General features: G+C 38.7%; 22 protein-coding genes. 14 read left to right on the forward strand and 8 right to left on the reverse strand.

Annotated features, from left to right (window positions below):
* The first annotated feature begins 72 nt into the window (after positions 1–72).
* Complete coding sequence (locus tag K2F45_RS18000; protein ID WP_075993381.1) at positions 73–948, forward strand: carbon-nitrogen hydrolase; 876 nt, start codon at positions 73–75, stop codon at positions 946–948.
* Between the two features lie 90 nt (positions 949–1,038).
* On the forward strand, positions 1,039–2,115 hold the full coding sequence (locus K2F45_RS18005; RefSeq protein ID WP_182331225.1) for an agmatine deiminase family protein: 1,077 nt from the start codon (positions 1,039–1,041) through the stop codon (positions 2,113–2,115).
* A gap of 106 nt (positions 2,116–2,221) precedes the next feature.
* Here K2F45_RS18005 and agaR read toward each other — a convergent pair whose 3' ends face one another.
* The 3 genes from agaR to proS all read right to left on the reverse strand — a co-directional run bounded on the left by agaR (position 2,222) and on the right by proS (position 5,482).
* A complete protein-coding gene (gene agaR / locus K2F45_RS18010; RefSeq protein WP_153848702.1) occupies positions 2,222–2,983 on the reverse strand; it encodes a transcriptional repressor AgaR in 762 nt (253 codons plus the stop codon).
* A gap of 222 nt (positions 2,984–3,205) precedes the next feature.
* Entirely contained in the window at positions 3,206–3,994 is a 789-nt protein-coding gene (locus tag K2F45_RS18015) for a Rossmann-fold NAD(P)-binding domain-containing protein (RefSeq protein WP_248931980.1), read from the reverse strand.
* Between the two features lie 15 nt (positions 3,995–4,009).
* Positions 4,010–5,482, reverse strand: a complete 1,473-nt coding sequence (gene proS / locus K2F45_RS18020; RefSeq protein WP_248931981.1) for a proline--tRNA ligase — start codon at positions 5,480–5,482, stop codon at positions 4,010–4,012.
* 178 nt (positions 5,483–5,660) lie between these two features.
* On the opposite strand from proS, the gene K2F45_RS18025 reads away from it, so the two are divergent.
* The 6 genes from K2F45_RS18025 to purH all read left to right on the forward strand — a co-directional run bounded on the left by K2F45_RS18025 (position 5,661) and on the right by purH (position 12,688).
* Positions 5,661–6,854 carry a hypothetical protein gene (locus tag K2F45_RS18025; RefSeq protein WP_248931982.1) on the forward strand — a complete coding sequence of 398 codons (1,194 nt, stop codon included), beginning with the start codon at positions 5,661–5,663 and terminating at the stop codon, positions 6,852–6,854.
* A 70-nt stretch (positions 6,855–6,924) separates the two neighbouring features.
* Positions 6,925–8,517 carry an OmpP1/FadL family transporter gene (locus tag K2F45_RS18030; RefSeq protein WP_248931983.1) on the forward strand — a complete coding sequence of 531 codons (1,593 nt, stop codon included), beginning with the start codon at positions 6,925–6,927 and terminating at the stop codon, positions 8,515–8,517.
* Between the two features lie 160 nt (positions 8,518–8,677).
* A complete protein-coding gene (locus K2F45_RS18035; protein ID WP_248931984.1) occupies positions 8,678–9,433 on the forward strand; it encodes a hypothetical protein in 756 nt (251 codons plus the stop codon).
* Between the two features lie 11 nt (positions 9,434–9,444).
* Positions 9,445–10,368: a LysM peptidoglycan-binding domain-containing protein gene (locus tag K2F45_RS18040; RefSeq protein WP_248931985.1), complete on the forward strand. Its 924-nt coding sequence runs from the start codon at positions 9,445–9,447 to the stop codon at positions 10,366–10,368.
* 32 nt (positions 10,369–10,400) lie between these two features.
* A complete protein-coding gene (locus K2F45_RS18045; RefSeq protein ID WP_248931986.1) occupies positions 10,401–11,039 on the forward strand; it encodes a uridine kinase family protein in 639 nt (212 codons plus the stop codon).
* 122 nt (positions 11,040–11,161) lie between these two features.
* Positions 11,162–12,688 (forward strand): bifunctional phosphoribosylaminoimidazolecarboxamide formyltransferase/IMP cyclohydrolase, encoded by a 1,527-nt coding sequence (gene purH / locus K2F45_RS18050; protein WP_075993391.1) that lies wholly within the window; start codon positions 11,162–11,164, stop codon positions 12,686–12,688.
* A 54-nt stretch (positions 12,689–12,742) separates the two neighbouring features.
* Here the strand turns inward: purH and K2F45_RS18055 are convergent, their stop codons facing one another.
* On the reverse strand, positions 12,743–13,111 hold the full coding sequence (locus K2F45_RS18055; protein WP_075993392.1) for a YkvA family protein: 369 nt from the start codon (positions 13,109–13,111) through the stop codon (positions 12,743–12,745).
* A gap of 330 nt (positions 13,112–13,441) precedes the next feature.
* On the opposite strand from K2F45_RS18055, the gene K2F45_RS18060 reads away from it, so the two are divergent.
* Complete coding sequence (locus K2F45_RS18060) at positions 13,442–14,155, forward strand: DUF4397 domain-containing protein (protein ID WP_248931987.1); 714 nt, start codon at positions 13,442–13,444, stop codon at positions 14,153–14,155.
* Positions 14,156–14,241: 86 nt separating this feature from the next.
* Here K2F45_RS18060 and K2F45_RS18065 read toward each other — a convergent pair whose 3' ends face one another.
* Positions 14,242–14,547, reverse strand: a complete 306-nt coding sequence (locus K2F45_RS18065) for an FtsB family cell division protein (RefSeq protein ID WP_075993394.1) — start codon at positions 14,545–14,547, stop codon at positions 14,242–14,244.
* Positions 14,548–14,778: 231 nt separating this feature from the next.
* On the opposite strand from K2F45_RS18065, the gene lpxB reads away from it, so the two are divergent.
* Both lpxB and K2F45_RS18075 read left to right on the forward strand, forming a co-directional pair.
* A complete protein-coding gene (gene lpxB, locus K2F45_RS18070) occupies positions 14,779–15,894 on the forward strand; it encodes a lipid-A-disaccharide synthase (protein WP_248931988.1) in 1,116 nt (371 codons plus the stop codon).
* Between the two features lie 57 nt (positions 15,895–15,951).
* On the forward strand, positions 15,952–16,587 hold the full coding sequence (locus tag K2F45_RS18075; RefSeq protein ID WP_248931989.1) for a hypothetical protein: 636 nt from the start codon (positions 15,952–15,954) through the stop codon (positions 16,585–16,587).
* 64 nt (positions 16,588–16,651) lie between these two features.
* Here the strand turns inward: K2F45_RS18075 and K2F45_RS18080 are convergent, their stop codons facing one another.
* Genes K2F45_RS18080 through K2F45_RS18090 form a run of 3 tightly spaced genes read right to left on the reverse strand, consistent with a single transcriptional unit; the run spans position 16,652 to position 19,727 of the window.
* Positions 16,652–17,731 (reverse strand): DUF3810 domain-containing protein, encoded by a 1,080-nt coding sequence (locus K2F45_RS18080; protein WP_248931990.1) that lies wholly within the window; start codon positions 17,729–17,731, stop codon positions 16,652–16,654.
* Positions 17,732–17,752: 21 nt separating this feature from the next.
* Positions 17,753–18,811 (reverse strand): nucleoid-associated protein, encoded by a 1,059-nt coding sequence (locus K2F45_RS18085; RefSeq protein ID WP_248931991.1) that lies wholly within the window; start codon positions 18,809–18,811, stop codon positions 17,753–17,755.
* 10 nt (positions 18,812–18,821) lie between these two features.
* Positions 18,822–19,727, reverse strand: coding sequence for a histone deacetylase family protein (locus K2F45_RS18090; protein WP_248931992.1), 906 nt, complete (start codon positions 19,725–19,727; stop codon positions 18,822–18,824).
* Positions 19,728–19,887: 160 nt separating this feature from the next.
* On the opposite strand from K2F45_RS18090, the gene K2F45_RS18095 reads away from it, so the two are divergent.
* The 3 genes from K2F45_RS18095 to K2F45_RS18105 are packed head-to-tail and all read left to right on the forward strand — an operon-like array spanning position 19,888 to position 22,615.
* Positions 19,888–20,529 (forward strand): YceH family protein, encoded by a 642-nt coding sequence (locus K2F45_RS18095; RefSeq protein WP_248931993.1) that lies wholly within the window; start codon positions 19,888–19,890, stop codon positions 20,527–20,529.
* A gap of 6 nt (positions 20,530–20,535) precedes the next feature.
* Complete coding sequence (locus K2F45_RS18100; protein ID WP_248931994.1) at positions 20,536–21,726, forward strand: MFS transporter; 1,191 nt, start codon at positions 20,536–20,538, stop codon at positions 21,724–21,726.
* Between the two features lies 1 nt (position 21,727).
* Positions 21,728–22,615 carry a DUF72 domain-containing protein gene (locus K2F45_RS18105; RefSeq protein WP_088162227.1) on the forward strand — a complete coding sequence of 296 codons (888 nt, stop codon included), beginning with the start codon at positions 21,728–21,730 and terminating at the stop codon, positions 22,613–22,615.
* The last annotated feature ends 29 nt before the right edge of the window (positions 22,616–22,644 follow it).

Genomic DNA, 22,644 nt, shown 5'->3' on the forward strand with positions numbered 1-22,644 from the left:
TTTGTTTTTCCCACAGACCAAATCCAAATTAAGAATAGTATCTTTGTGCTGTATTAAAATAAGCATTAAAGAATGAGCAAAGTAAAAGTTGGAGTTGTACAGATGAGCTGTACCGCAAGCAAACAAGAGAATCTCGAAAAAGCTATCGCTAAAGTAAAAGAAGCCGCTGCAAAAGGTGCGCAAATTGTGTGTCTGCAAGAACTATTTACCTCTTTATATTTCTGCGATGTGGAAGATTACGACAATTTCGCATTGGCTGAATCCATTCCCGGCCCATCCACGGACGCCCTATCGGCTGTTGCTAAAGAAGCAGGCGTCGTAATTATCGCTTCATTATTTGAAAAAAGAGCAGAAGGACTGTATCATAATACAACCGCTGTATTAGATGCAGATGGTTCCTATTTAGGAAAATATCGCAAAATGCACATTCCGGATGACCCTGCATTTTATGAAAAATTCTATTTTACCCCAGGAGATTTAGGCTACAAGGTATTCAAAACAAAATTTGGAAGAATAGGCATTTTAATTTGCTGGGATCAATGGTACCCTGAAGCATCTCGAATTACCGCATTGATGGGTGCCGAAATCTTATTCTACCCTACAGCTATTGGATGGGCAACAGATCAAGATGAAGAAACCAACAAAGATCAATACAATGCGTGGCAAACAATACAACGCTCCCATGCTGTTGCAAATGGTGTCCCTGTTGTATCCGTTAACCGTGTAGGATTTGAACAAAATGGTGCGATGAAATTTTGGGGTGGAAGCTTCGTTACGAACGGACAAGGCAAATTACTTTACCTTGCCTCACATGACAAAGAAGAAATTGAGGTCGTCGAATTGGACTTAAATGAATCGGATTATTTCAGAAAACATTGGCCATTTTTGAGAGACCGAAGAATCGAAACATACGCACCGATCACCAAACGTTTTATTGACGAAGACTAATATTGGATATTCTAGCCATTTCAGTTTCGAACGCACACAATTGTGCTGAGACGAACTGAAATGGCTTTTTTTAATCCCATTAAAATAAGTATGGAACAAAAAAAGACATTCACACAGGACTATTTTGACAATTCCCCAAAACAACAGGGCTTCTCATTTCCCGCAGAATGGGCAAAGCAAGAAGCCTTATGGTTGAGCTGGCCACATAAAGAGGAATCCTGGCCTGGGAAGATTGAAACAATATACAAACCCTATTGCGAATTTATTAAAGTCGTAGCAGCAGGGCAAAAAGTAAGGATTAACGTCGCTAATGAGGAAATGCAAAATTTTGCTATTACCGCGCTCAAAGAAGTAACAACAGATTTTAGCAATATCGAATTCTATTTTAATCCGACTAACGATGCTTGGTGTAGAGACCACGGTCCCGCTTTTATTATTAACCAGGCAACAAATCAAAAAGCAGTTGTCGACTGGGGCTATAATGCCTGGGGTGGAAAATACCCTCCTTTCGACCTGGATGACGTCGTTCCGACGCGTATTGCCAAAGAATTTAACCTTCCTTTATTTACGCCTGATATCGTTATGGAGGGTGGTTCAGTTGAGTTTAATGGCGCAGGAACAATCATGACAACAACCGCTTGTTTATTGAATAAAAACCGAAATCCACACCTGACAAAAGAACAAATAGAAACCTACTTGAAAGAATTTTACGGTCAGGAACAGGTTTTATGGCTTGGAGACGGTATCGTTGGAGACGATACAGATGGACACATTGATGATATTACACGTTTCATCAACGAAAACACCGTTTTAACGGTTGTGGAGGAAGATCCAACAGACGAGAACTATGAGATACTTCAAGAAAATCTAGCAACACTTCGTTCATTTAGGCTCTTAAATGGAGAGCCTCTGCATATCATTGAGCTCCCAATGCCAGCACCGGTCATCTATGACGAAACAAGATTACCGGCTTCTTATGCTAATTTCTACATTGCAAACGATGTCGTTGTTGTACCGATCTTTAACGATAAAAATGACCAAAGGGCGCTGGATATCATCCAAGGCTGTTTCCCTACACGTAAAGTCATAGGAATAAATTCCGTCGACATTATTTGGGGGCTGGGAAGTTTCCACTGTTTAAGCCAGCAAGAGCCGGCGCTGAGCTAAAAAAAGCTATCCATAAAAAAAATGTCCCCAAATAGTTAAACACTCTTTGGGGACATTTTTTATGATAAAAATAAGCAGCTCCGTTGTGAGTTTTAATTAAGCTGAGTTAAACAACAATAACATTTACGCCAGCTTTTTCTAACGATTCCACAAAGCTTGTATTTACTTTGTCATCGGTAATTAATATATCAATTTTATCAAAACCACAAATCCGCCCGAAGCTTCGCCGTCCGAATTTAGACGAATCTGCTAGTACAACAACCTTTTGAGCCGTATCGATCATAATGCGATTTAACTGTGCCTCCTGGGCACTCGAAGTTGATACGCCGTATTCCAGATCAATACCATCGACTCCCAGAAACAATTTACTGCAGTAAAAATCATGCAATAAATTTTCTGCATACTTTCCCGTTACGGATGTTGAGGTCTTGCGAAGCGTCCCACCCATCTGCATGATTTCAACCGAAGGATATTTGATCAATTCCATCGCAACATTCAATGCCGAAGTTACTACAGTGATATTTCCTTTAGGAATGATCTGCTTTGCCAGCGACTGCATAGTCGTTCCTGAAGCTATAATGATTGAATCATTTTCCTCAATCATTTCAGCCGCTTTTTTTCCGATCCGGCTTTTATCGTCCGAACGAAGCTTCTCTTTTTCAAATACTGTACGGTCAGTCGTATAAGGATTATATTGTGTTGCCCCGCCATGCGTTCTAAACAACAATCCACTATCTTCCAACAAGGTCAAATCTTTCCGAATGGTTACAGAGGAAACGCCCAATTCCTCACATAGATCAATTACCTGAACTACGCCGACCTCCTTTAATTGTTTTAAGATATATTGATGTCTTTCTACATTTGTCATGGCTCTATTTATAATAAGCTGTTAAAATACTAAATCTATTATCGGTTTGTTTAAAGGAATATGTCGATATCTTGAAAAAATCCATCGATATCAATAAATTTCAACAAATATGACTTTCTACTTAAATTTCCCTTAGTAGAATTGATGTTAAAATAATGAAATTATTTAATTTTTTCACGCTGACAATCATAAATTCATTTTTATTTTAAAAAGAAAAATGAATTAAAATTGCAAAGGATCAGGCAGGACAAATTGATAATCAAGTTCCTCTAGAAGTAATCTTCCGCTAACTATTTTTTGAGTCGCATCCGCAGCTTCGAACGCAAGCGGCAAAGCATAACCATGTTTTTTTGCCGAAGCTAGAATAACATCCTTTTTCTTAGGATGTAAGGGAGCAACAACATTGTATACAGTATGCTTAAGCGCATTGCAAGATGCTGCCTCTAACAGTCTGATCACATCATCGATATGAACAAAATTGGCGGGTTGTTCGCCCGTCGTACAAATACGTTCGGAAAAATATTTGGCAAAAACACGATTTTTACCAAACAAACCTCCTAATCGATAAATGATAGTATCAGCCAATCCCAACATACTTGCTTCAGCAAGCAAGAGTTTTGATGAAAGTTTGGTTGTATCTGCATAGGATTCATCAAATACGCCATCTTTGTCCGGATAAATTCCAATAGAACTCAGGAAGACTTGTTTCTTCCATGTCATATGCGCATAAAATGATTTGATATTCGAAAATCTGTTTTCAAGGATCGCTACACTATTTTTCTGACTTGCCGGTATACTGTTTAATACGAAGTCAAATTGAGTAGGTAAATCTACCTGTGCTGGAAAATTTTCATAATCAAAGTCTAAAATAAACGAAAAAATACCATCGGCTTTAAGCCGATGGTATTTTTCAGATGTTGTTGTACTAGCCCAAACCTCATGGCCTTGATGCTTCATATGTATCGCAAAAGATTCTGCGAGCCAACCGTATCCCAAAATGAGTATCCTCATATTACGACAACACTATTAATAAGCTTTTGCAAACAGTACACGCCGACTTGAAGGTTTCCCTGTAAAGATACAGATACCTTCCTCTTCCTTCGCATCCAAAGGAATACAACGAATTGTTGCCTTGGTTTCTTCTTTTACACGTTTTTCCGTTTCTGTTGTTCCATCCCAATGACAAGAGATAAAACCACCCTTACCTTCCAGTACTTCTTTAAACTCATCATAAGAATTCACCTCAGTAAAATGAGATGTCCTGAAATTTAACGCTTTTTGATATATATTTTCTTGTATGGTATCTAGCAATTGTACAATAGTACCAGCCAAGCCTTCCTGAACGACCGTTTCTTTCGTTTGAGTATCACGACGCGCCAATTCTACCGTACCATTTTGCATATCTCTCGCTCCAACAGCTACACGTACAGGAACACCCTTTAACTCCCATTCTGCAAATTTAAAACCTGGACGTTGTGTGTCCCGATCGTCGTATTTTACCGATATATCGTTCACACGCAATTCATTGGTTAACTGATTCACAAAAGCATCGATTTGCGCTTTTTCTTCTTCAGTCTTAAAAATCGGAACGATGACAACTTGAATTGGTGCTAATTTTGGCGGCAATACCAATCCTTGATCATCTGAGTGAGCCATAATCAATGCGCCCATCAGACGTGTAGAAACACCCCAGGATGTCGCCCAGACATGCTCCAATTTACCTTCTTTAGAAGTAAATTTCACGTCAAACGCCTTTGCAAAGTTTTGGCCAAGAAAATGAGAAGTTCCTGCTTGTAATGCTTTTCCATCCTGCATCAATGCTTCAATACAATACGTATCCAAGGCACCCGCAAAACGCTCGTTTTCTGTTTTTCTACCACGTACAACAGGCACAGCTAAAATATTTTCAGCAAATTCAGCATACACATCAAGCATACGTTCCGTTTCTTCAATAGCCTCTTCTCTTGTTGCATGGGCTGTATGGCCCTCCTGCCATAAAAACTCTGCAGTACGCAAGAAAAGACGTGTACGCATTTCCCATCGTACAACGTTCGCCCATTGATTGACCAAAATTGGAAGATCACGATAAGATTCAATCCATCCACGATAGGTGTTCCAAATAATCGTTTCGGAAGTCGGACGCACGATCAACTCTTCCTCCAATTTCGCGTCTTCATCCACGACGATCTTACCTGTACCATCGTTTTTTAATCGATAATGAGTTACCACTGCACACTCTGTAGCAAAACCTTCCACATGCGCCGCCTCTTTAGAAAAAAACGATTTGGGAATGAATAAAGGGAAATAAGCGTTGCTATGACCTGTTTCTTTAAATCTTTTATCTAAGATCGCTTGCATCCTTTCCCAGATAGCGTATCCGTAGGGTTTAATTACCATACAGCCTCGTACAGCTGAATTTTCAGCTAGATCAGCTTTAATCACAAGCTCGTTATACCATTGTGAATAATCTTCAGCACGACTTGTTATTCCTTTACTCATATGAAATTGATAAATTATTGTAACATTATTACATTAAATCTCGTCTGTAATTTTAATACGAAAAGCGTTCAATAAAAAATATTTGTATTTTTGATTACTTCGATTAAACCCCCTTGAGAAATTTGCGTCTAAGATAGTAAATAAGGCTGTATAATCGAAAATAAGGATTTAGGATATTATGAAAAAAAATAGATTATTTATCGGAGCACTTGCCATAACAGGAGCGTTCATGCTGGGTTCCTGCGGTACAAGTAGGCAAATCTATGGCGACGATGTCTATGGCAATAATGGGCAAGCTAGACAAAAGGTTTATCAAAGCCCAGATTACTATTACACAGATGCAGATCAGTCCCAACCAAACGGGCAAGCGCAAGGCGGTTACTATGATGACGAATATTCTGATCAGGATTACAACAATGATTCCTATGAAGATCTTGAATATGCCAATCGTATCAACCGTTTCTATTACGCTAGTCCGGGCATGACGTATTTCGACCCATTTTTTGATCCATGGTATGGTTATGGTTTCGGCGGTTGGTACGGATACGGCCCATCGTTCGGAATGGGATGGGGATGGAACTCTGGATGGGGTTCATCTTGGTCTATCGGCCTCGGATGGGGTTGGGGATCTAGCTGGGGCTGGGGATCTCCTTGGTATGGCGGTTACAGACCTTGGGGTGGCTGGTATGGCGGCGGCTACTGGGGATCTGGTTGGTACGGAAACGGTTACTGGGGCGGTGGTTCCTGGGGTAACTCAAGACCAAGGTATGCATCAAGTAGATCTGTATACAGAGATAACTATAACACACGTAGTTCATCATCAAGAACCCGAACTTCAGGTGGATATGACCGCAACAGCGTTGCTCGAAATTCTGGAGGATATGACCGTACTGGCGTAGCACGTGATTCTAGAGGAAGGATTACATCCGTTGCTAGCAGATCAAGAAATTCTGATGGCACAGTATCGTCACGGAGCTCATCATACGATAGAACTGGAGGAAGAACAAGAACATCGGATGGTGTGTCGAATAGAGCTTACTCAGACGGTATGCGTTCAAGAACGTCAGATAGAGTCAATGGTTCCTATCCAAACAACACACGGAGCACCTCTAGCGGATATTATAATAATGATTCCAGATCACGAAACAGTTCAGGTGAAGTATCTCGTCCAATGAGCCGTTCGATGGAAACACGTTCCAGCAACCCAAGCTCAACGTCAAGACCATCTTATACTCCGCCAACAAGAAGCTATGATAGTGGTTCATCATCACGCTCTAGTGGTGGTTTTTCTGGAGGTGGTAGTTCTAGATCTTCGGGAGGAGGCTTCTCCGGAGGCGGTAGCTCAAGATCAAGTGGAGGACGTACTCGATAGTTAAAAGCATTTAAACAGTAGCATACAGCATCTTGTGTGCTACTGATTATTATTGACGATATTTTAGCATATGACAATCAAAAAATTACTTTTTGGAACTGCATTCGTTTTAGGTGCAGCAGGGACTACTCAAGCGCAATATACGAAAGATGTACTTTTATTCTCCCAAGGGGACAATGGCGGAACAGCTCGTTTTAAAGCCATGGGAAATGCTTCAACTGCCTTAGGTGGAGATATAAGTTCAATTACGAGTAACCCTGCAGGTTTGGGTTACTTCAATCAGTCTGATGTATCAGTAACTGGCAGGTACCTTAACAATAAAAACAAAACCGACTATTTTGGTCAAAATTCAAACAGCAGCAAGAATAATTTCAACTTAGATAATGCTGGAATCGTTTTTCACCTCCCAACTTACCGCAATGGAGGTAACCTGGATAGGGGCTGGTTGAATTTTAATGTTGGTATTGCTTACAACCGCAATTATGTCTATAACAACCTACTAGAGTATCGAGGAGTAAATAATACAAGTTCGATATCAGATGCTTATTCAGACCGTCTTTCGGACGTCGGAGGAACACAAGGTTGGGGCCAGGAAGTCTATAACAACTCTTTATTATTCGACGTAGACCCCAAAAATGCAGGCGCCTATATCCCGATTACTGTCGGCGGAACTTTTGATGGAAAAAATGGCTTTAATCAAGTAAATTCCATCCTAGAAAAAGGTAGTAAATCCGAATCTGTATTGTCATTTGGAGCCAATTATAGCAACAAATTGTATTTAGGAGCCTCTTTAGGTTTCACCGCATTTAGCTACGACAATTCCAGCTGGTTTACAGAATATGGTCAAACAATGACGGCCGACCAATTAAAAGCCATCAACAAAGATTCAGAATTTTTAAAACCAACCAATACCCAAAAGTATGCCATGTTGGATAAAGATTATGAGTTATATGATGATTATGCGCAAGCCACTGATGGTACTGGTGTAGACTTTAAACTTGGGGTAATCTATAAATTTACACCAACGTTTAGCATGGGTTTCACCGCTAAGTCACCTACATTTATGAGCATCCGGGATGAATCATATATTAATTCTGAGTTCCGTTACTTCAGGCCAAATGAAGACAAATCATTTAAAGAGTATAGAACCAGTGATGACGCAGGACACAGTTACTTGGAATATAATATGAATACCCCCTATAAATTGTCTCTTGGGGCGAGCCAATTATTTTCAAGAGGACTAATAACCGCTGATGTCGAATGGGTAGATTATGCAGCTATGCGTTTTAAAGATATAGGAAACTACAGTAAAACGTTAGAAAAGAACATGAACCAAAACATCAAAGATACTTACCAAGGTGCATTTAATGCCCGAATTGGTGGTGAAGTGATGTTTGACAATGTATTCAGCGGAAGAGCTGGTTTCAACTACAGTGGTAACCCCTATAAAAATGCAGACTATACGAATTATACAGCATCTTTAGGTATCGGCGCTAAACTTGGCCGTGGCATGTATGTTGATCTGACTGGTGCGTATAATGCAGTCAACTACAAAGAAAGCCCATATTTGATTAATGAGAACTACTGGAATAATGCTAGTCCAGTAGCAGACATAAAAAATCAACGGACTAATGTTTTACTAACAATTGGTTCAAAATTTTAAACTATATTTTTCTCAAAAAAGTCCAGCTATGTCTGGACTTTTTTTTTTGAGAAAAAATAGCAGAAAACAAACATAAACACGATAAAATTAGTTTACGCGTGATTATACTTGTATATAAAGGTAACTTTATCTAAGTTTGTCCCCTTGGATTGAAAATTACATGGCAAATCACACAATTTCAAAAGCATTCAATTTCATTTTTACATACCCCATTTGGCGGATAGAAATCGATGCGGAGAATAAATTGATCGCTGTGGAGACCAGAAACCCAGACGATACCCTGCCCTATTTTAATGTAGTCACTTTTGAAGGAACTTACGTATTACAAGACTTCAAGGCAATAGCCAAAGAGTGGGTCCTAGCTGGAATTCAATGCAAAAAATTAATACTTAAGAAGATTGCCAATAATTCACCTATCGACGCAGGCATACAGGTAATCGATTGCTACAATCCACAGCTTCAAGAAACCTGGTTCAACTACATATTCATCGGTATGGTTGATCAAGGTGTACTTATTAGACCAAAAGTAATAGCAGAAGGCTTCCAGTTATTTTTGAACCTCCAATCGATGTCGATTGAAAGCAAAAATAAAATTCCCTTTAAACCTTATGCCAGCGAGCTCGTCTATCCTATTATCTACAATGGTGACATTCCCCTTTTTTTGAAGGACTTCCCAATTGATGGTGAACTCTGGATAAATACGGTGAATGACTACTTTATTTGGGCTTTCTATGAAAAAGACAGAAACAATCGTTATCAAATCAGGCTAGTGCAATCCACAAGAGAAAAATTGACAGAGTCTATTATTGCAGTTTCCGAGCTGGAACTAAAGCTCTTCAACATTTATTTTCTTATTCACGAACAAATATTCCTTTTGACAGATAATAAACGGGAGTTTGTTTCGTATTTAGTATAATTGCAAAATATATGAAAGTTTTATTCGAATTAAAAACATATAAAAAGATAGCTATTCTATCCATCGCGATATTAGCTATTCAACAAGTTGAAGCAAAGAATTCAACTTCTTTACGTACTGATTTTATCCCTGATTCAGTAGGAACTGAAGCAATCAATGGTGAAGAATACGTGTTGTTCAAAATTGAAAAAGGAGACAATTATTACCAGTTAAGTAAAAAGTATAAAACAACGGTGGGCCAATTGACCCAAATAAATGGCAATGGAACATTAAGCCTGGGGCAAATTGTTAAGATTCCGACAGGTCGAAAAGCGAAATCAACAGTAAGCAACGACCGTGGAAATACGGCTGTGCAAAACCCGCGTAATCCGCAACAGCAAGAAGGTTTTACGGAATATATCGTTGGAGAGAAAGAGACACTTTATGCCATATCTAAAAGATTCAGTATTTCTGTTGAAGATATCAAAAAAGCGAACAATTTAAAAAATAACGTTATTGGCGGCGGAATGAAGCTTATGATCCCCAATCAGCCCCTACCTCCTGAACGGCCAAAATTAGTTGAACCTAAAGGAATCGAAATTGTAACGCCTGATTCTACAGACGATAACGATAAAGAAGAAAATCAAATTTCAACAAACCGCTACGGAATTCGTGAAAAGTCCGAACGTGGTATTGGTGTGTGGATTGATGGACTTTCATCTCAGGGTACAAGCAACCTTGCTCTTCATAAGAGCGCTCCAGTAGGTACTATTCTAAAAATTACCAACCCAATGACCAAAAGTGTTACTTACGCAAAAGTGGTCGGTAAATTTAATGATAATGCCGAAAACCAAAATGCAATTGTCGTGTTGTCAAAGTCTGCCGCCGCAAGCATAGGCGCACTTGATAAACGCTTCCAGGTCGAAATTGCGTATGGATTACCGCTAGAAAATTAACAGAATAAAATAGCTTTTATAGCATAGTAAGAATGAATAACAAACCGTATGTCATAGGTATTGCCGGAAGTAGTGGCTCTGGAAAGACTTTTTTTTTAAATAGTTTTTTAAAACATTTTAAGCCTAATGAGGTAACCTTAATTTCCCAAGATGATTATTACATCCCTGCCAATACTAAAACCCAGGAGGAAAATAGGCTGTATAACTTCGATATTCCGACATCAATCGACAGAGATGCTTTTTATAAAGATATCAAGGCACTCTTTAACGGTGAGACAATACATAAAGAAGAGTATACATTTAACAACCCGGCATTAACCCCCAAGATACTAGAAATTAAACCGGCACCCATTTTAATTATTGAGGGCCTATTCATTTTCTATTATACGGAAATTAATAATTTAATCAATCATAAGATATTTTTAAGCGCTGATCAGGATATCGCATTAAGACGACGTCTACACCGTGATCTGGTTGAACGTGGCTACTTTGAAGATGATGTTATGTACAAATGGGTAAACCATGTGCTGCCTTCCTACAACGAATTCCTACTTCCCTACCGAGATACTTGCGATCAGGTTATATTTAACAATACCGATGAACCAGAACCAATCTGGGATATCACCAACCAAATTTCTGAAGAGCTAAAATTAAAGCTCAATTTGGTATAAAATTAAAACAATGTAGAAAGGAGAATCTCGTAAACAGATTCTCCTTTCTATTTAAAGTACTTGATTTATTGGTATCAAGATTTTAAATACCTATCTTTGCGCCACGAAACAAATCCATCATAATGAACCATCCTGTAAAGATTAAAAATGCATTGGTTTCAGTCTATTATAAAGACGGCCTTGCTCCTTTAGTTGAATTATTAAACAAATACGGTGTTACCTTCTATTCCACTGGTGGAACAGAAACATTTATCAAAGATTTAGGTATAGATGTTGTTCCAGTTGAAGACCTCACCAGCTACCCTTCTATTTTAGGAGGCCGTGTAAAAACATTGCATCCAAAAGTATTTGGCGGTATTTTGGCGCGCCGCCCGCTTGAGTCGGATCAACAACAGCTTGCTCAGTATGAAATACCTGAGATCGATTTGGTTATTGTGGATTTGTACCCTTTTGAAGAAACTGTTGCTTCCGGTGCATCCGAGCAAGATATTATCGAGAAAATAGATATCGGTGGAATTTCATTGATACGCGCTGCCGCTAAAAACTTTAACGATGTTGTTATTATCTCTTCCAAAAATGATTACAAAGAATTGGAAGAAATACTAGCAAACCAAGAAGGTAATACGTCATTGGAACAACGTAAAGAATTTGCTAAACGTGCATTCAATACATCTTCGCATTACGATACGGCAATCTTCAACTATTTCAATCAAGAAAATCCGCTTCAGGTTTTTAAACAATCTGAGCAAAAAGCGCAGGTGTTGCGCTATGGTGAAAACCCACACCAAAAAGGCACTTTCTTCGGTGATTTAGATAAGATGTTTGATAAATTAAACGGTAAAGAGTTATCTTACAACAATCTGGTTGACGTTGATGCTGCCGTTGCTTTGATTGATGAGTTCACAGAACCTACATTCGCGATCTTAAAACACACAAATGCTTGTGGAGTTGCCTCCCGTTCAACAATCAAACAAGCTTGGTTAGATGCTTTAGCATGTGATCCTGTTTCAGCTTTCGGTGGAGTCTTAATAACGAATGGTCAAGTTGATGCTGCAACAGCTGAGGAGATCAATAAATTATTCTTCGAGGTGTTGATTGCACCTTCTTATTCTGAAGAAGCGATCGCTATACTTACCGCAAAGAAAAACAGAATTATTTTGGTTCGTAAAGAGGTTACATTGCCAGAACAACAGTTCAAAACTTTATTGAACGGCGTCATTCTTCAAGATAAAGACAATACGATTGAAGGACCTGAACAAATGGTTACGGTAACACAAGTACAGCCTACTGCAGAACAACTGGAGGACCTTTATTTTGCGAACAAAATTGTAAAACACACCAAGTCAAATACAATCGTATTTGCTAAAAATGGTACTTTGTTAGCTTCAGGCGTAGGCCAAACTTCTCGTGTAGATGCATTGAAACAAGCTATTGAGAAGGCCATTTCTTTCGGTTTTGACCTTAAAGGCTGTGCGATGGCATCGGATGCCTTCTTCCCTTTCCCTGATTGTGTGGAAATTGCTTCAGAAGCTGGTATCGCGGCGGTGTTGCAACCTGGTGGTTCAATCAAAGATCAATTGTCAATTGATATGGCCAATGAAAAAGGAATCTCCATGGTAACAACAGGTGTTAGACACTTTAAGCACTAGTTGAACTTCAATAATAAATAAAAAAAGCTACTTTAGAAAAGTAGCTTTTTTTATTTATCTCGCTTCTACAGGAAACTTTGAACGCTTATACTGTTCCATCTCAGCGCTAAGTTTGCGAATCGCATAACCAACAATGGCCACATCATCTATCCACCCACCAACAAGAATAAAATCAGGAATCGCATCAATCGGCGAAACCACATAAAGTATCGTTCCAATAATAATCGATAAATTCCATTTATCCATTTTATACTTCCCCGTAACTGTGTCCTTACACATTGCAATTAATACGTTGAAGTCGTCCATATAGCCCCCTAGATTCCTCGCTTTTGCTTCCGCCTGTACAAATTCAGATTCCGTAATTTTACGATGCCTAAACTGCTCAAACATTCCCTTCGCAATTCTTTTGATTCTATTGTTCATACTTCAAAATTAGGATTACTAGTTTAACAATCCAAATCCTCGCCCTAAACCAAACTCGAATCAAAATCGGATTGCATATCGCAACATAAGCAAATCCTTTCCCTCAAACTGATTAAATTTTGCCTAGGAACCATATTCTTCTGCCGCCGATCCGATTAACCACCATCTTTAAAAACTGGCTTGCAAAGGCTATCGGAATAAAAAACGAGGTCTGAACATAGATTTTTATTATTTTTACAAATCGCTGTAGCAAAGTGTCAGTCATCTCCGTATAATAGACAACACAAGCGCAATGTGAGTCACAAAAACAGATTTTAATATTACACGGTTATGAAAAACTATAGATTATTTAATTTTATTGCTATTGCTTTAGCGGCCTTTTTTTTAACAAGCTGTCTTAAAGATAACGATGACCAGCCAATTCCTGGTGCATTGTTTACCATGGTCAATGGCTACAGCGACTCCAATGCAGTTATCTATTATGCGGACGGAGGCTCACTTCAAAACCCCAATTATCCACTGGGATTCAAGAGTTATGCTCAAATAGGCTTATTATTTACAGGCGCACGAAAAATAGCAGTTTCTGCTGAATATAATACTATCTTGACAGATACAACAATAACTGTCAAAGACAGCACCATATATACATCCTTTTTATTTGGAACGAAATCCAAACCCGTACAGGTGATCACTACAGATCGAATCAATAAAGACATCAAAAATACAGAGTCTGGTTTACGCTTCTTTAATCTTGCTGAAGGTACGGATTTAGTTAGCCTTAAAATAGGCGATCAGGCTTCCCCATCAGAATGGACAAATAGAGCGCAAGAAACACAGAATTCGGCAAGTGCCCATCAGGGCTTTATCGCTCAAAAAAGTGGTACATTCACTGTAACAGCTCGTGATAAAGCGGGAAAAACAATCGCAACACGCAGCGACATTAAATTGGTTGAAGGCTATTATTATTCATTAATACTCATAGGCAAAGCTAATGATGAAAAGAAACCATTATACATTGGTTTAGTAGCGCAAGCCGCAAATTAAAATACCCATATCTATATACTTTATAACAACGGCCGTCATGTAAACATGATGGCCGTTGTTTTTCATTTTATACGATACTGTAGATCTTAATGATTCTCTTTAGCTGCTACTTTAGTAATCACATAAATATCCTCATTGTCTTTTTTCATCTTATACTTCTCACGAGCAATACGTTGCACTTCTTGCGGATTTGATCGAATATCGTTAATTGTCTTAATGATGGCGGCATTCTCCTTCAGATAGAAGGAGCGTTCACTTTCCAAATTTGCTTTCTGCTTTTGATAACTATATTGCGTGGCAAAGTCATTTCGATCAAAAAATAACATCCACACGAGAAAAGCCAAAGCGGCTAACAAATACTTATTTCTTATTAAAGACCATAATCGTTGCATAAGACAAAAATACTATTTAGCTTTTATACTTAGGATATTTTCTTCAAAAGTTGAACATCTTTAATTAAAGATATGGAATAATATGTTCAAAGTCATCATATACCTAGAATAATCTTATCTTTAACAGTTCAAAAAACGATCATTTCAATGAAGTACTCATCGTTAAGACGAAACGCAGTTTTAACGATAAAAGATATTCCAAATGATCATTAAAGAATAAATCGTTGACATATGAAATACTATCTTATTGCAGGTGAAACTTCAGGGGACTTACATGGCGCCAATCTTATTAAAGCATTAAAAATTGAAGACCCCAATGCGACTTTTCAAATAGTCGGGGGAAATCTAATGCAAGCAGAGGCCGAAAAAAAAGCATTAATACATACTTCAGAAATGGCTTTTATGGGCTTTATAGAAGTTTTAAAAAATCTGCCAAAGATATCTAGGAATCTCAAACTTGTTAAAAATGATCTATTAAAAGAAAAACCGGACACCGTCATTCTAATAGATTTCCCGGGCTTCAATTTGAAAATTGCTGATTTTGCAAAAAAACATGGAATCAAAACATGCTATTATATTTCCCCAAAAGTGTGGGCCTGGAATCAAGGTCGCGTAAAGAAAATCAAACGCATTGTCGACCATATGTTTTGTATTTTGCCTTTTGAGGTAGATTTTTATAAGAAGTGGAGCATGCCCGTTGATTACGTTGGAAACCCGCTTTTGGATGCGATTTCAACCTATAATTTCAATCCCAAATTTAGAGCACAAAATGGACTTTCAGAAAAACCACTGATCGCCCTTTTACCGGGAAGCCGCGAAATGGAAATTTCCAAGCTTCTCCCTATCATGGCCGAACTTCCGTTTTTCTTTCCTGTTCATCAATTTGTCATCGCCGGTGCTCCTAATTTTGATGAAGCCTACTACAAGCAGTTTTTTAAAGGTATTGATATTCCCGTGATCTTCGATCAAACGTACGATATTCTCCACAACGCAGAAGCCGCTGTCGTTACAAGTGGGACGGCTACTCTTGAAACAGGTATTCTGAAAGTACCTCAGGTTGTCGTTTATAAGGCTAACGCAATATCTGTATGGATAGCCAAATTAGTCATCAAGGTTAAATTTATCTCTCTAGTGAATCTAATTAATAATTTCTTATCAGTGAGGGAATTGATTCAAGACGACTGCACGGCATATGATATTTCATATGAAGTAGGCGAACTTATCAATAATAAAGCTCATCGCGCAAGTGTGATGGAAAACTACGATATTTTGGCTGAGAAACTAGGTTCTCCTGGCGCATCAGAGAAAACTGCCAAATTAATTGTAAAATATCTCGCTAAAATTTAAACTCTTTTACCTTTTATTTGTCAAACTACTAGTTAGTTACAATTAATTAAAAGTTTTATGAAATTTAAATTTATTCTCGGCTTTTTTCTTTGCTTTGCAATGATCTTCACTGGGAAAGCACAAGAAACACAACATATTTCTAAACTGGAAATTGGCAAAAAGGCAAAAAAAAATATCGATAATAGAGACTCAACTGTCGTCATGCACATCGATACTTTAATCATGAAAGACAATGCTACCCTTTCGTTCTATGGCAAGAAAAATGTCAAGCTAACGATTGGTTATGCTGAAATTGGAAATAAGGCAACCATCTATGGAACCGATGGAAAGAATAACGGTGCAAACTTTGACATCAATGCTAATTTTCAAAAATTAGGTTCTCTTTATATCATTGCAAAGGGAGATGACGCTTTTAATGGTACCAAAACTTTTCCCAATGGGAACGGAGGAAAAATTAAAGTCACTTTAACAGATGGCAGTCTCAAACCGCAAACAACAAACAAAAAAGCGGCGAACTATATCTATGGAGACGTAGCTGCAGGTGGACGGGCTGTCAATGCAAACACAGACTTGAGAAACATCTATGACCGGATTAAAACTGCTCCCACCGGATTAAGAGGGTTGCCTCAAGGACAAATTTATTCTGGCAGCGCCGGAACTGAAGGTACATTTGAACTAATTTCAACACAATAACGAAATCCTTAACCCATAAAAAAGGCGTATTATTCTCTAATGCGCCTTTTTTATGGGTTCATTATTATCTACACCCTTTTCTTTTAAGCTCATAGGCCAATACCAACCGCGTCATACGGTCGTACCGTGCTATTCCTTCCTGTTGATTGTTATGTTTCAGGTATTGATTATAAAACAATCCCATCACATCGTCGGCCCAACCCGTGTATTGACTCCAAAAATACCGTTCTTTTTCCACGTCTTTCAATACTTTCGCGCTTAATCTTCCCTTGTAATCCTTTCTTAAATCAGGATACATACCCTGCAGTTCACGTAACATATAAAGCGTGGTCTGTAGATAAGCCGAGTATCGGTAAAAGGACTGTGGATGTTGCTGTAAGCGAACAAAAGCTATAAAATTCGCCTCGTCTTCAAAACCAATTCCCTGTTGATGTGCAAGTTCATGCACTGTTGTAAAAGGTAAAAAGGTGACTGGCATTGCTTTATTAACCTGTGCTTCATGGGTAAAAGGATTAAAATAGCCCGAGACACCAAAAAAAGAGACTATCCTGCTATTTATTGGTGATTTTGCCCTAATTTGACCCCTTGACAAGAAATCAGCAAAAGCCGTATCCTGTTGTACCCATGTACTCAAATCCGTTTGAATAGTTTCTTTATGCTCTTCCCATTGGGATGGATCCACATGTTCCCGTAAATTATTTGTACTGTCCAGAAACCCATTCAAAACCAGGAGATAATCGGCTAACTTTAAGCTATCAACTTGCAAATTGGCATTGGTACTGATTGGTTCACGATAATAATTCAGGCCCCAAGATAGGTAAAAGAAAAAATAGATACCCAATAACAAGTTTATGATAAATAGAACCGGACGAAAGGAATTCTTCCATCTTTCTTTCCATAAATTTCCGATCAATTTAGCAATTGAATAAAGTAGCAACCCAACTACTATAGCATAAAATAGATCACCTAAACTAAAAGGAACATAACCAAAAATAAATCTTGGCACATGGCTAAAGGAACGGTAAAAGCCGCGCGCATAAAACACCTCAATCCATTGGCTATGTTTCTCAATCAGGGAGAAAATAAAAATTCCAATCAGAAGTAACAGCAGCGTGAAAACAGCTATTTTATTGCGCTTTTCCATTCAAATAATGATATAAAACGATTAGCTTTCGTTCTCAAAATAGACCTTGTAATAATTCATGCCTTTATCCTCATCGTAACCTTTCTCAAGATATTCTCGTTTACCATGAACATAAATATGAAAGTTCTTATCCAGCTTTAAAACAGACTTGTAAGAAGATTCCATTTTTTTCACCGCTTTATCTGCTATTTCAAAACTTGCCTGAAATGGAGAGTCAAATTCATCTTCAAAACCAGCTTTAAAGTCCTGAAATAAAGCAATCGCCTGCGGGTTACCCAATACTTCCTCCTCAAACTCTTCCTGAACAAAAGTTTCCTTTTCCTTAAAGTAATTCATGGATTTGTTCATCAGATCAATCTTGTCCGCTTTCTCCAATTCAAACGTTTCGTCTAATTTTTCCTGAACAAAGTTCTTGTACACTTTCAGGTAATTCCCCGTTTGATTGAAATTATCGTTACGCACGCGAAGCTGCAGAAATTCATCTTTCCAATACACAGCCTCCTGTTGACGGTTTGTCTGATCGAGAACCAGCACCTTATACCCCTCTTCTTCTTCCACATTGACAATAATACAGCCCTTGTCCAGTTTATTGATATTGATCGCCTCCTGCTCATATTCCAACATAAAAGCACCTTGCTCCGGATATACTTTCAGATAAGTCTCTTTATTCTCAGATTTGAATATACCAATCGCATCATGTTCTTCCCCTTCGATCTGCACATTTTTTAAGGCAACTACATATACCTCTCCAGCTTTAATTTTAGGATGGTTGGATACCTCATAAAGGTGTTTTGAAATTTGTTGGGAAAAATCATGAAATGGAAGCTGCTCCTTAAAATACTGTCTTACAAAATAGAAAATCTCATTCAGCTCCAACTCTCCATTGGGATGATATAAGCGATATACTTCATTCACCTTTGCAAAAGGACTCATAAAATACTGCATCAGGAGTCCAGGTAACACATCGTCTCCTTCAAGAGATACCGGGGCATCCGACAAAATATAAAATTCATCTTGCGCTTTATTGCCTACACGATGAATAGATAACGCTTCAAAAGTTGCATCTTGGTGAAAAAACATATTTCTTATCTTATAAATTATATATATCTATTGCTATTCTAAAAGTCTGACAATGTGCATTGACAATATCTTTAATTTCAGGAGAATAACCTCCGCCCATACTTACTTGAACAGGGATATTGTGTTTATGGCACATTTGAAAGACCAATTCATCTCTTCGATGACAGGTACTGCTGCTTAAGTTCAATTTACCCAGCTTATCTGTTTCCAAAATATCTACCCCAGCCTGGTAGAAAACGAAATCAGGCTCAAATTCCCGAAATACATCAACCAAACTCTCTTCCAATAAAGTGAGATATTCCATATCAGTAATATGATCTGCTAAGCCAATATCCAAATGGGAACGCTGTTTGACAAAGGGATAGTTTTTCTCACCATGCATTGAAAAAGTAAACACCCGGTTATGCCCCTCAAAAATATGGGCAGTACCATTTCCTTGGTGCACATCCAGGTCAATAATGAGGATACGGCTAGCATATTTATACTTCAATAAGTAGCCTGCGGCAGTCGCTTGATCATTCAGCAAACAGAAGCCTTCGCCAAAATCATAACCCGCATGATGTGTTCCTCCGGCAATGGTAAAAGCAACACCATACTCAAGTGCATATTTAGCACTTCGGATCGTCCCATCAAGGATATATCGCTCCCGATCAACAAGGCTTTGACTTAATGGAAAACCTATTCTACGAACCATCTTGGAATCCAAAGTAAGCTCAAACAACTGCTTTACATACACTGGATCATGGACTAAACAGCATGTCTCAAAACTCGCGAGCTCAGGACTGAAAAAACTTGACTCCTCTACCAGACCTTCATGTTTTAACTGTAAAGGAATCAACTCATATTTCAACATCGGAAATCGATGCCCCTCTTTGACGGGATGGACAAATTCTTGACGAAAAGCTATCTTAAGCACCTTAAAATCTTCTATTACTCTATGCGAAGATAAGAAAAAGATCTTTTGGAGTTATAGGAGAAAAAGGGCATCTTTGAGAAGAAACAAAACAGCAAGCCCATGTTATGTTGCCATAACAACATACTTGTATTCGATCATAAATTTATATTCTTCAAAATAAATGGAAACAACTAATTTGCCCCAATTGTCTGCCATGGAACAACGTGTACTAGGCGCACTAATCGAAAAATCAAAAGTAACTCCAGAATATTATCCAATGACAATCAACAGCTTACAAGCTGCTTGTAACCAAAAGACTTCCCGCAAACCGGTTGTACAATATACAGAAGAAGATATTATTGCGACTTTGGATATATTAAAGAAAAAGGGCTTAATCTCGACAGTTGTTGGCGGTGGATCTCGTGTAACAAAGTACAAACACAATTTTGCCATACAATTTCCACTGGTTCCCTCTGAATTAACCATTGTCTGTTTATTGCTACTCAGAGGACCGCTGACCGCAGGCGAAATTAATTCAAACTCCGGAAGACTTTATGAGTTTGAATCGTTGGGCGAAATCAATGAACAATTGGAAAAATTGGCACAAGAAGGCTATCTTAAGTCCTTACCTAAGCAAATGGGACATAAAGAAGTCCGCTACATCCATTTATTAGGAGAAATCAATCTGGAGGCCTATGAAAATAGTGGCCCGGTGAGCAGCTCCTCGAACGACCAGATCTTACTCGATCGAATTGCACAATTGGAACAGGAAGTTGCAACATTGAAACAGCAATTTCAGGATCTCTGGAATGAATTACATTAATTGCTCATGTCGCAAACAATAGATTCAAAAAACGAGATATCCAAAGCAACCTTGTGGTTGATGACCATCGCCACAGGCTTAGTTGTCGCCAATAATTATTACAATCAACCACTATTGGGCTTGATTGCCAAAGACCTACATATTGACGAGGCCATGGTCAGTAATTCGGCCATGTTAACGCAGATCGGATATGCCTTTGGCCTGTTACTGATCGTTCCTTTAGGGGATATGTTTAAAAGAAAGAAAATGATCTTGATCGATTTCTTTTTCATTATTTTTTCTTTGGTAGGCATGGCCATGTCTACTTCTATCCTATCTATCTTGCTATTCAGCTTTCTGATAGGTTTCACATCTGTTATTCCACAGGTTTTTGTGCCCATGGCAGCCGAACTTGCGAGCAAAGAAAAGCAGGCTTCAGCGATAGGTATGGTTATGTCGGGTCTGCTGATCGGTATATTACTTTCTAGGGTTGTAAGCGGGTTTGTCGGTTCCTACTTTGGCTGGCGCGAAATGTATTGGATAGCGTCAGCAATTATGGTCATTACAGCCATCACCATCGCATTCAAACTACCAGAGGTACTGCCTAATTTTAAAGGTTCTTATAAGGAATTGATGCGATCAGTCTGGAACTTTGCCAGGAAACAACCTGTATTACAGTTGGCTGCTTTTCGTGGAGCCATGGGATTTGGGGCTTTTTCTGCATTTTTTACAACGCTTGTTTTCCATCTTGAAGCCCCACCTTTCTTTGATGGCCCGGCAACTGCAGGAGCCTTTGGCCTCGTCGGTGCATGTGGGGCGCTTGCCGCTGCTTTTGTCAATAAACTAACTATTTATATAGGCAAAGCAAAAATCATCTTGTACGCGATCCTATTGATGTTAATCAGCTTGTTATTATTCGCCCTCTTCGGCAATTACTATTGGGGCCTGATCCTTGGTGTTATTCTCATCGATCTTGGCCTACAGTCGATGCATATCCTAAATCAAAGCGATTTCTATGCGCTAAACCTTGGTGCCAACAACCGACTAAATACCGTATATATGGTCAGCTATTTTATTGGCGGATCAACAGGCACTTTTTTTGCTGCACAAGCATGGCAACACTTCCAATGGCCCGGTGTTATTTTCGTAGGCACATGCTATACGCTGTTGGCATTGCTGGCTCATCTATTATTTGATTATAAATTAAGAAAAAACTGATATGAAATTCGGCCAAGTAGAACATCCCGAGGAAATCGATTTTACCCTTCCTCCTACTACACCAGAAACCTTAACCTTATTACAGCACTTCAAAATAGACAAGCCTTTTGAGGTATATGTAGGCTGTGCAAAATGGAATAAACAAGATTTAAAAGGCTTTTATCCCAGAGGGACAAAAGACGAACTTGCTTATTACTCCACACAGTTTAACAGCATTGAACTCAATGCTACATTCTACAATTCACCTGGCATAGACCAGGTAGAGACCTGGAAAAAGAAAACACCTGCTAACTTCAAGTTCTTCCCAAAAATACCACAATCCATCAGCCATTTCAGCAGACTACTGAATACCGGTGATAAAGTAAAATTATTTACGGACTCCATTGTTCATTTCGATGAAAAACTGGGTATGGCTTTTCTTCAGATGCACGACAATTATAATCCAAAGGACATGGCCCGTTTAAAACTATTTCTTCATGACTGGCCAAAAGAAGTCCCGCTAGCGTTGGAAGTCCGAAATAAAGATTGGTTTTCCAAACCCGAAGTAACAAAAGAACTCTATGCACTGTTGGAGGAAACCAATGTGACCAATGTACTGGTCGATACTGCAGGCCGGAGAGATATGCTCCATATGCGCCTGACCACCCCGATTGCTTTTGTTCGATATGTAGGTGCAAATCATGCAACAGACTATGATCGACTGGATCAATGGATTGATGTTCTGAAACTATGGCGGGAAAACGGGTTGCAAAAATTGTATTTCTTTATCCACCAGAATATTGAGGTAGAATCACCGTTACTGGCGACACATTTTATCAAAAAACTGAATACAACATTCGACTTGGATCTAACCTATCCCAACAAAAACACAGGAAATACCTTATTTTAAGACAAGTTATCAGATCCGGTCCATGATGC

This window comes from Sphingobacterium siyangense, from assembly GCF_023277505.1.
Lineage (GTDB): Bacteria > Bacteroidota > Bacteroidia > Sphingobacteriales > Sphingobacteriaceae > Sphingobacterium > Sphingobacterium siyangense.

Coding starts and splice junctions, on each gene's coding strand:
- K2F45_RS18060 (WP_248931987.1), top strand. CDS start 13,442: ATGAAAAACTATAGATTATTTAATTTTATTGCTATTGCTTTAGCGGCC.
- lpxB (WP_248931988.1), top strand. CDS start 14,779: ATGAAATACTATCTTATTGCAGGTGAAACTTCAGGGGACTTACATGGC.
- K2F45_RS18045 (WP_248931986.1), top strand. CDS start 10,401: ATGAATAACAAACCGTATGTCATAGGTATTGCCGGAAGTAGTGGCTCT.
- K2F45_RS18005 (WP_182331225.1), top strand. CDS start 1,039: ATGGAACAAAAAAAGACATTCACACAGGACTATTTTGACAATTCCCCA.
- purH (WP_075993391.1), top strand. CDS start 11,162: ATGAACCATCCTGTAAAGATTAAAAATGCATTGGTTTCAGTCTATTAT.
- K2F45_RS18075 (WP_248931989.1), top strand. CDS start 15,952: ATGAAATTTAAATTTATTCTCGGCTTTTTTCTTTGCTTTGCAATGATC.
- K2F45_RS18080 (WP_248931990.1), bottom strand. CDS start 17,731: ATGGAAAAGCGCAATAAAATAGCTGTTTTCACGCTGCTGTTACTTCTG.
- K2F45_RS18085 (WP_248931991.1), bottom strand. CDS start 18,811: ATGTTTTTTCACCAAGATGCAACTTTTGAAGCGTTATCTATTCATCGT.
- proS (WP_248931981.1), bottom strand. CDS start 5,482: ATGAGTAAAGGAATAACAAGTCGTGCTGAAGATTATTCACAATGGTAT.
- K2F45_RS18065 (WP_075993394.1), bottom strand. CDS start 14,547: ATGCAACGATTATGGTCTTTAATAAGAAATAAGTATTTGTTAGCCGCT.
- K2F45_RS18030 (WP_248931983.1), top strand. CDS start 6,925: ATGACAATCAAAAAATTACTTTTTGGAACTGCATTCGTTTTAGGTGCA.
- K2F45_RS18000 (WP_075993381.1), top strand. CDS start 73: ATGAGCAAAGTAAAAGTTGGAGTTGTACAGATGAGCTGTACCGCAAGC.
- K2F45_RS18035 (WP_248931984.1), top strand. CDS start 8,678: ATGGCAAATCACACAATTTCAAAAGCATTCAATTTCATTTTTACATAC.
- K2F45_RS18015 (WP_248931980.1), bottom strand. CDS start 3,994: ATGAGGATACTCATTTTGGGATACGGTTGGCTCGCAGAATCTTTTGCG.
- K2F45_RS18040 (WP_248931985.1), top strand. CDS start 9,445: ATGAAAGTTTTATTCGAATTAAAAACATATAAAAAGATAGCTATTCTA.
- K2F45_RS18095 (WP_248931993.1), top strand. CDS start 19,888: ATGGAAACAACTAATTTGCCCCAATTGTCTGCCATGGAACAACGTGTA.
- K2F45_RS18025 (WP_248931982.1), top strand. CDS start 5,661: ATGAAAAAAAATAGATTATTTATCGGAGCACTTGCCATAACAGGAGCG.
- K2F45_RS18055 (WP_075993392.1), bottom strand. CDS start 13,111: ATGAACAATAGAATCAAAAGAATTGCGAAGGGAATGTTTGAGCAGTTT.
- K2F45_RS18100 (WP_248931994.1), top strand. CDS start 20,536: ATGTCGCAAACAATAGATTCAAAAAACGAGATATCCAAAGCAACCTTG.
- agaR (WP_153848702.1), bottom strand. CDS start 2,983: ATGACAAATGTAGAAAGACATCAATATATCTTAAAACAATTAAAGGAG.
- K2F45_RS18105 (WP_088162227.1), top strand. CDS start 21,728: ATGAAATTCGGCCAAGTAGAACATCCCGAGGAAATCGATTTTACCCTT.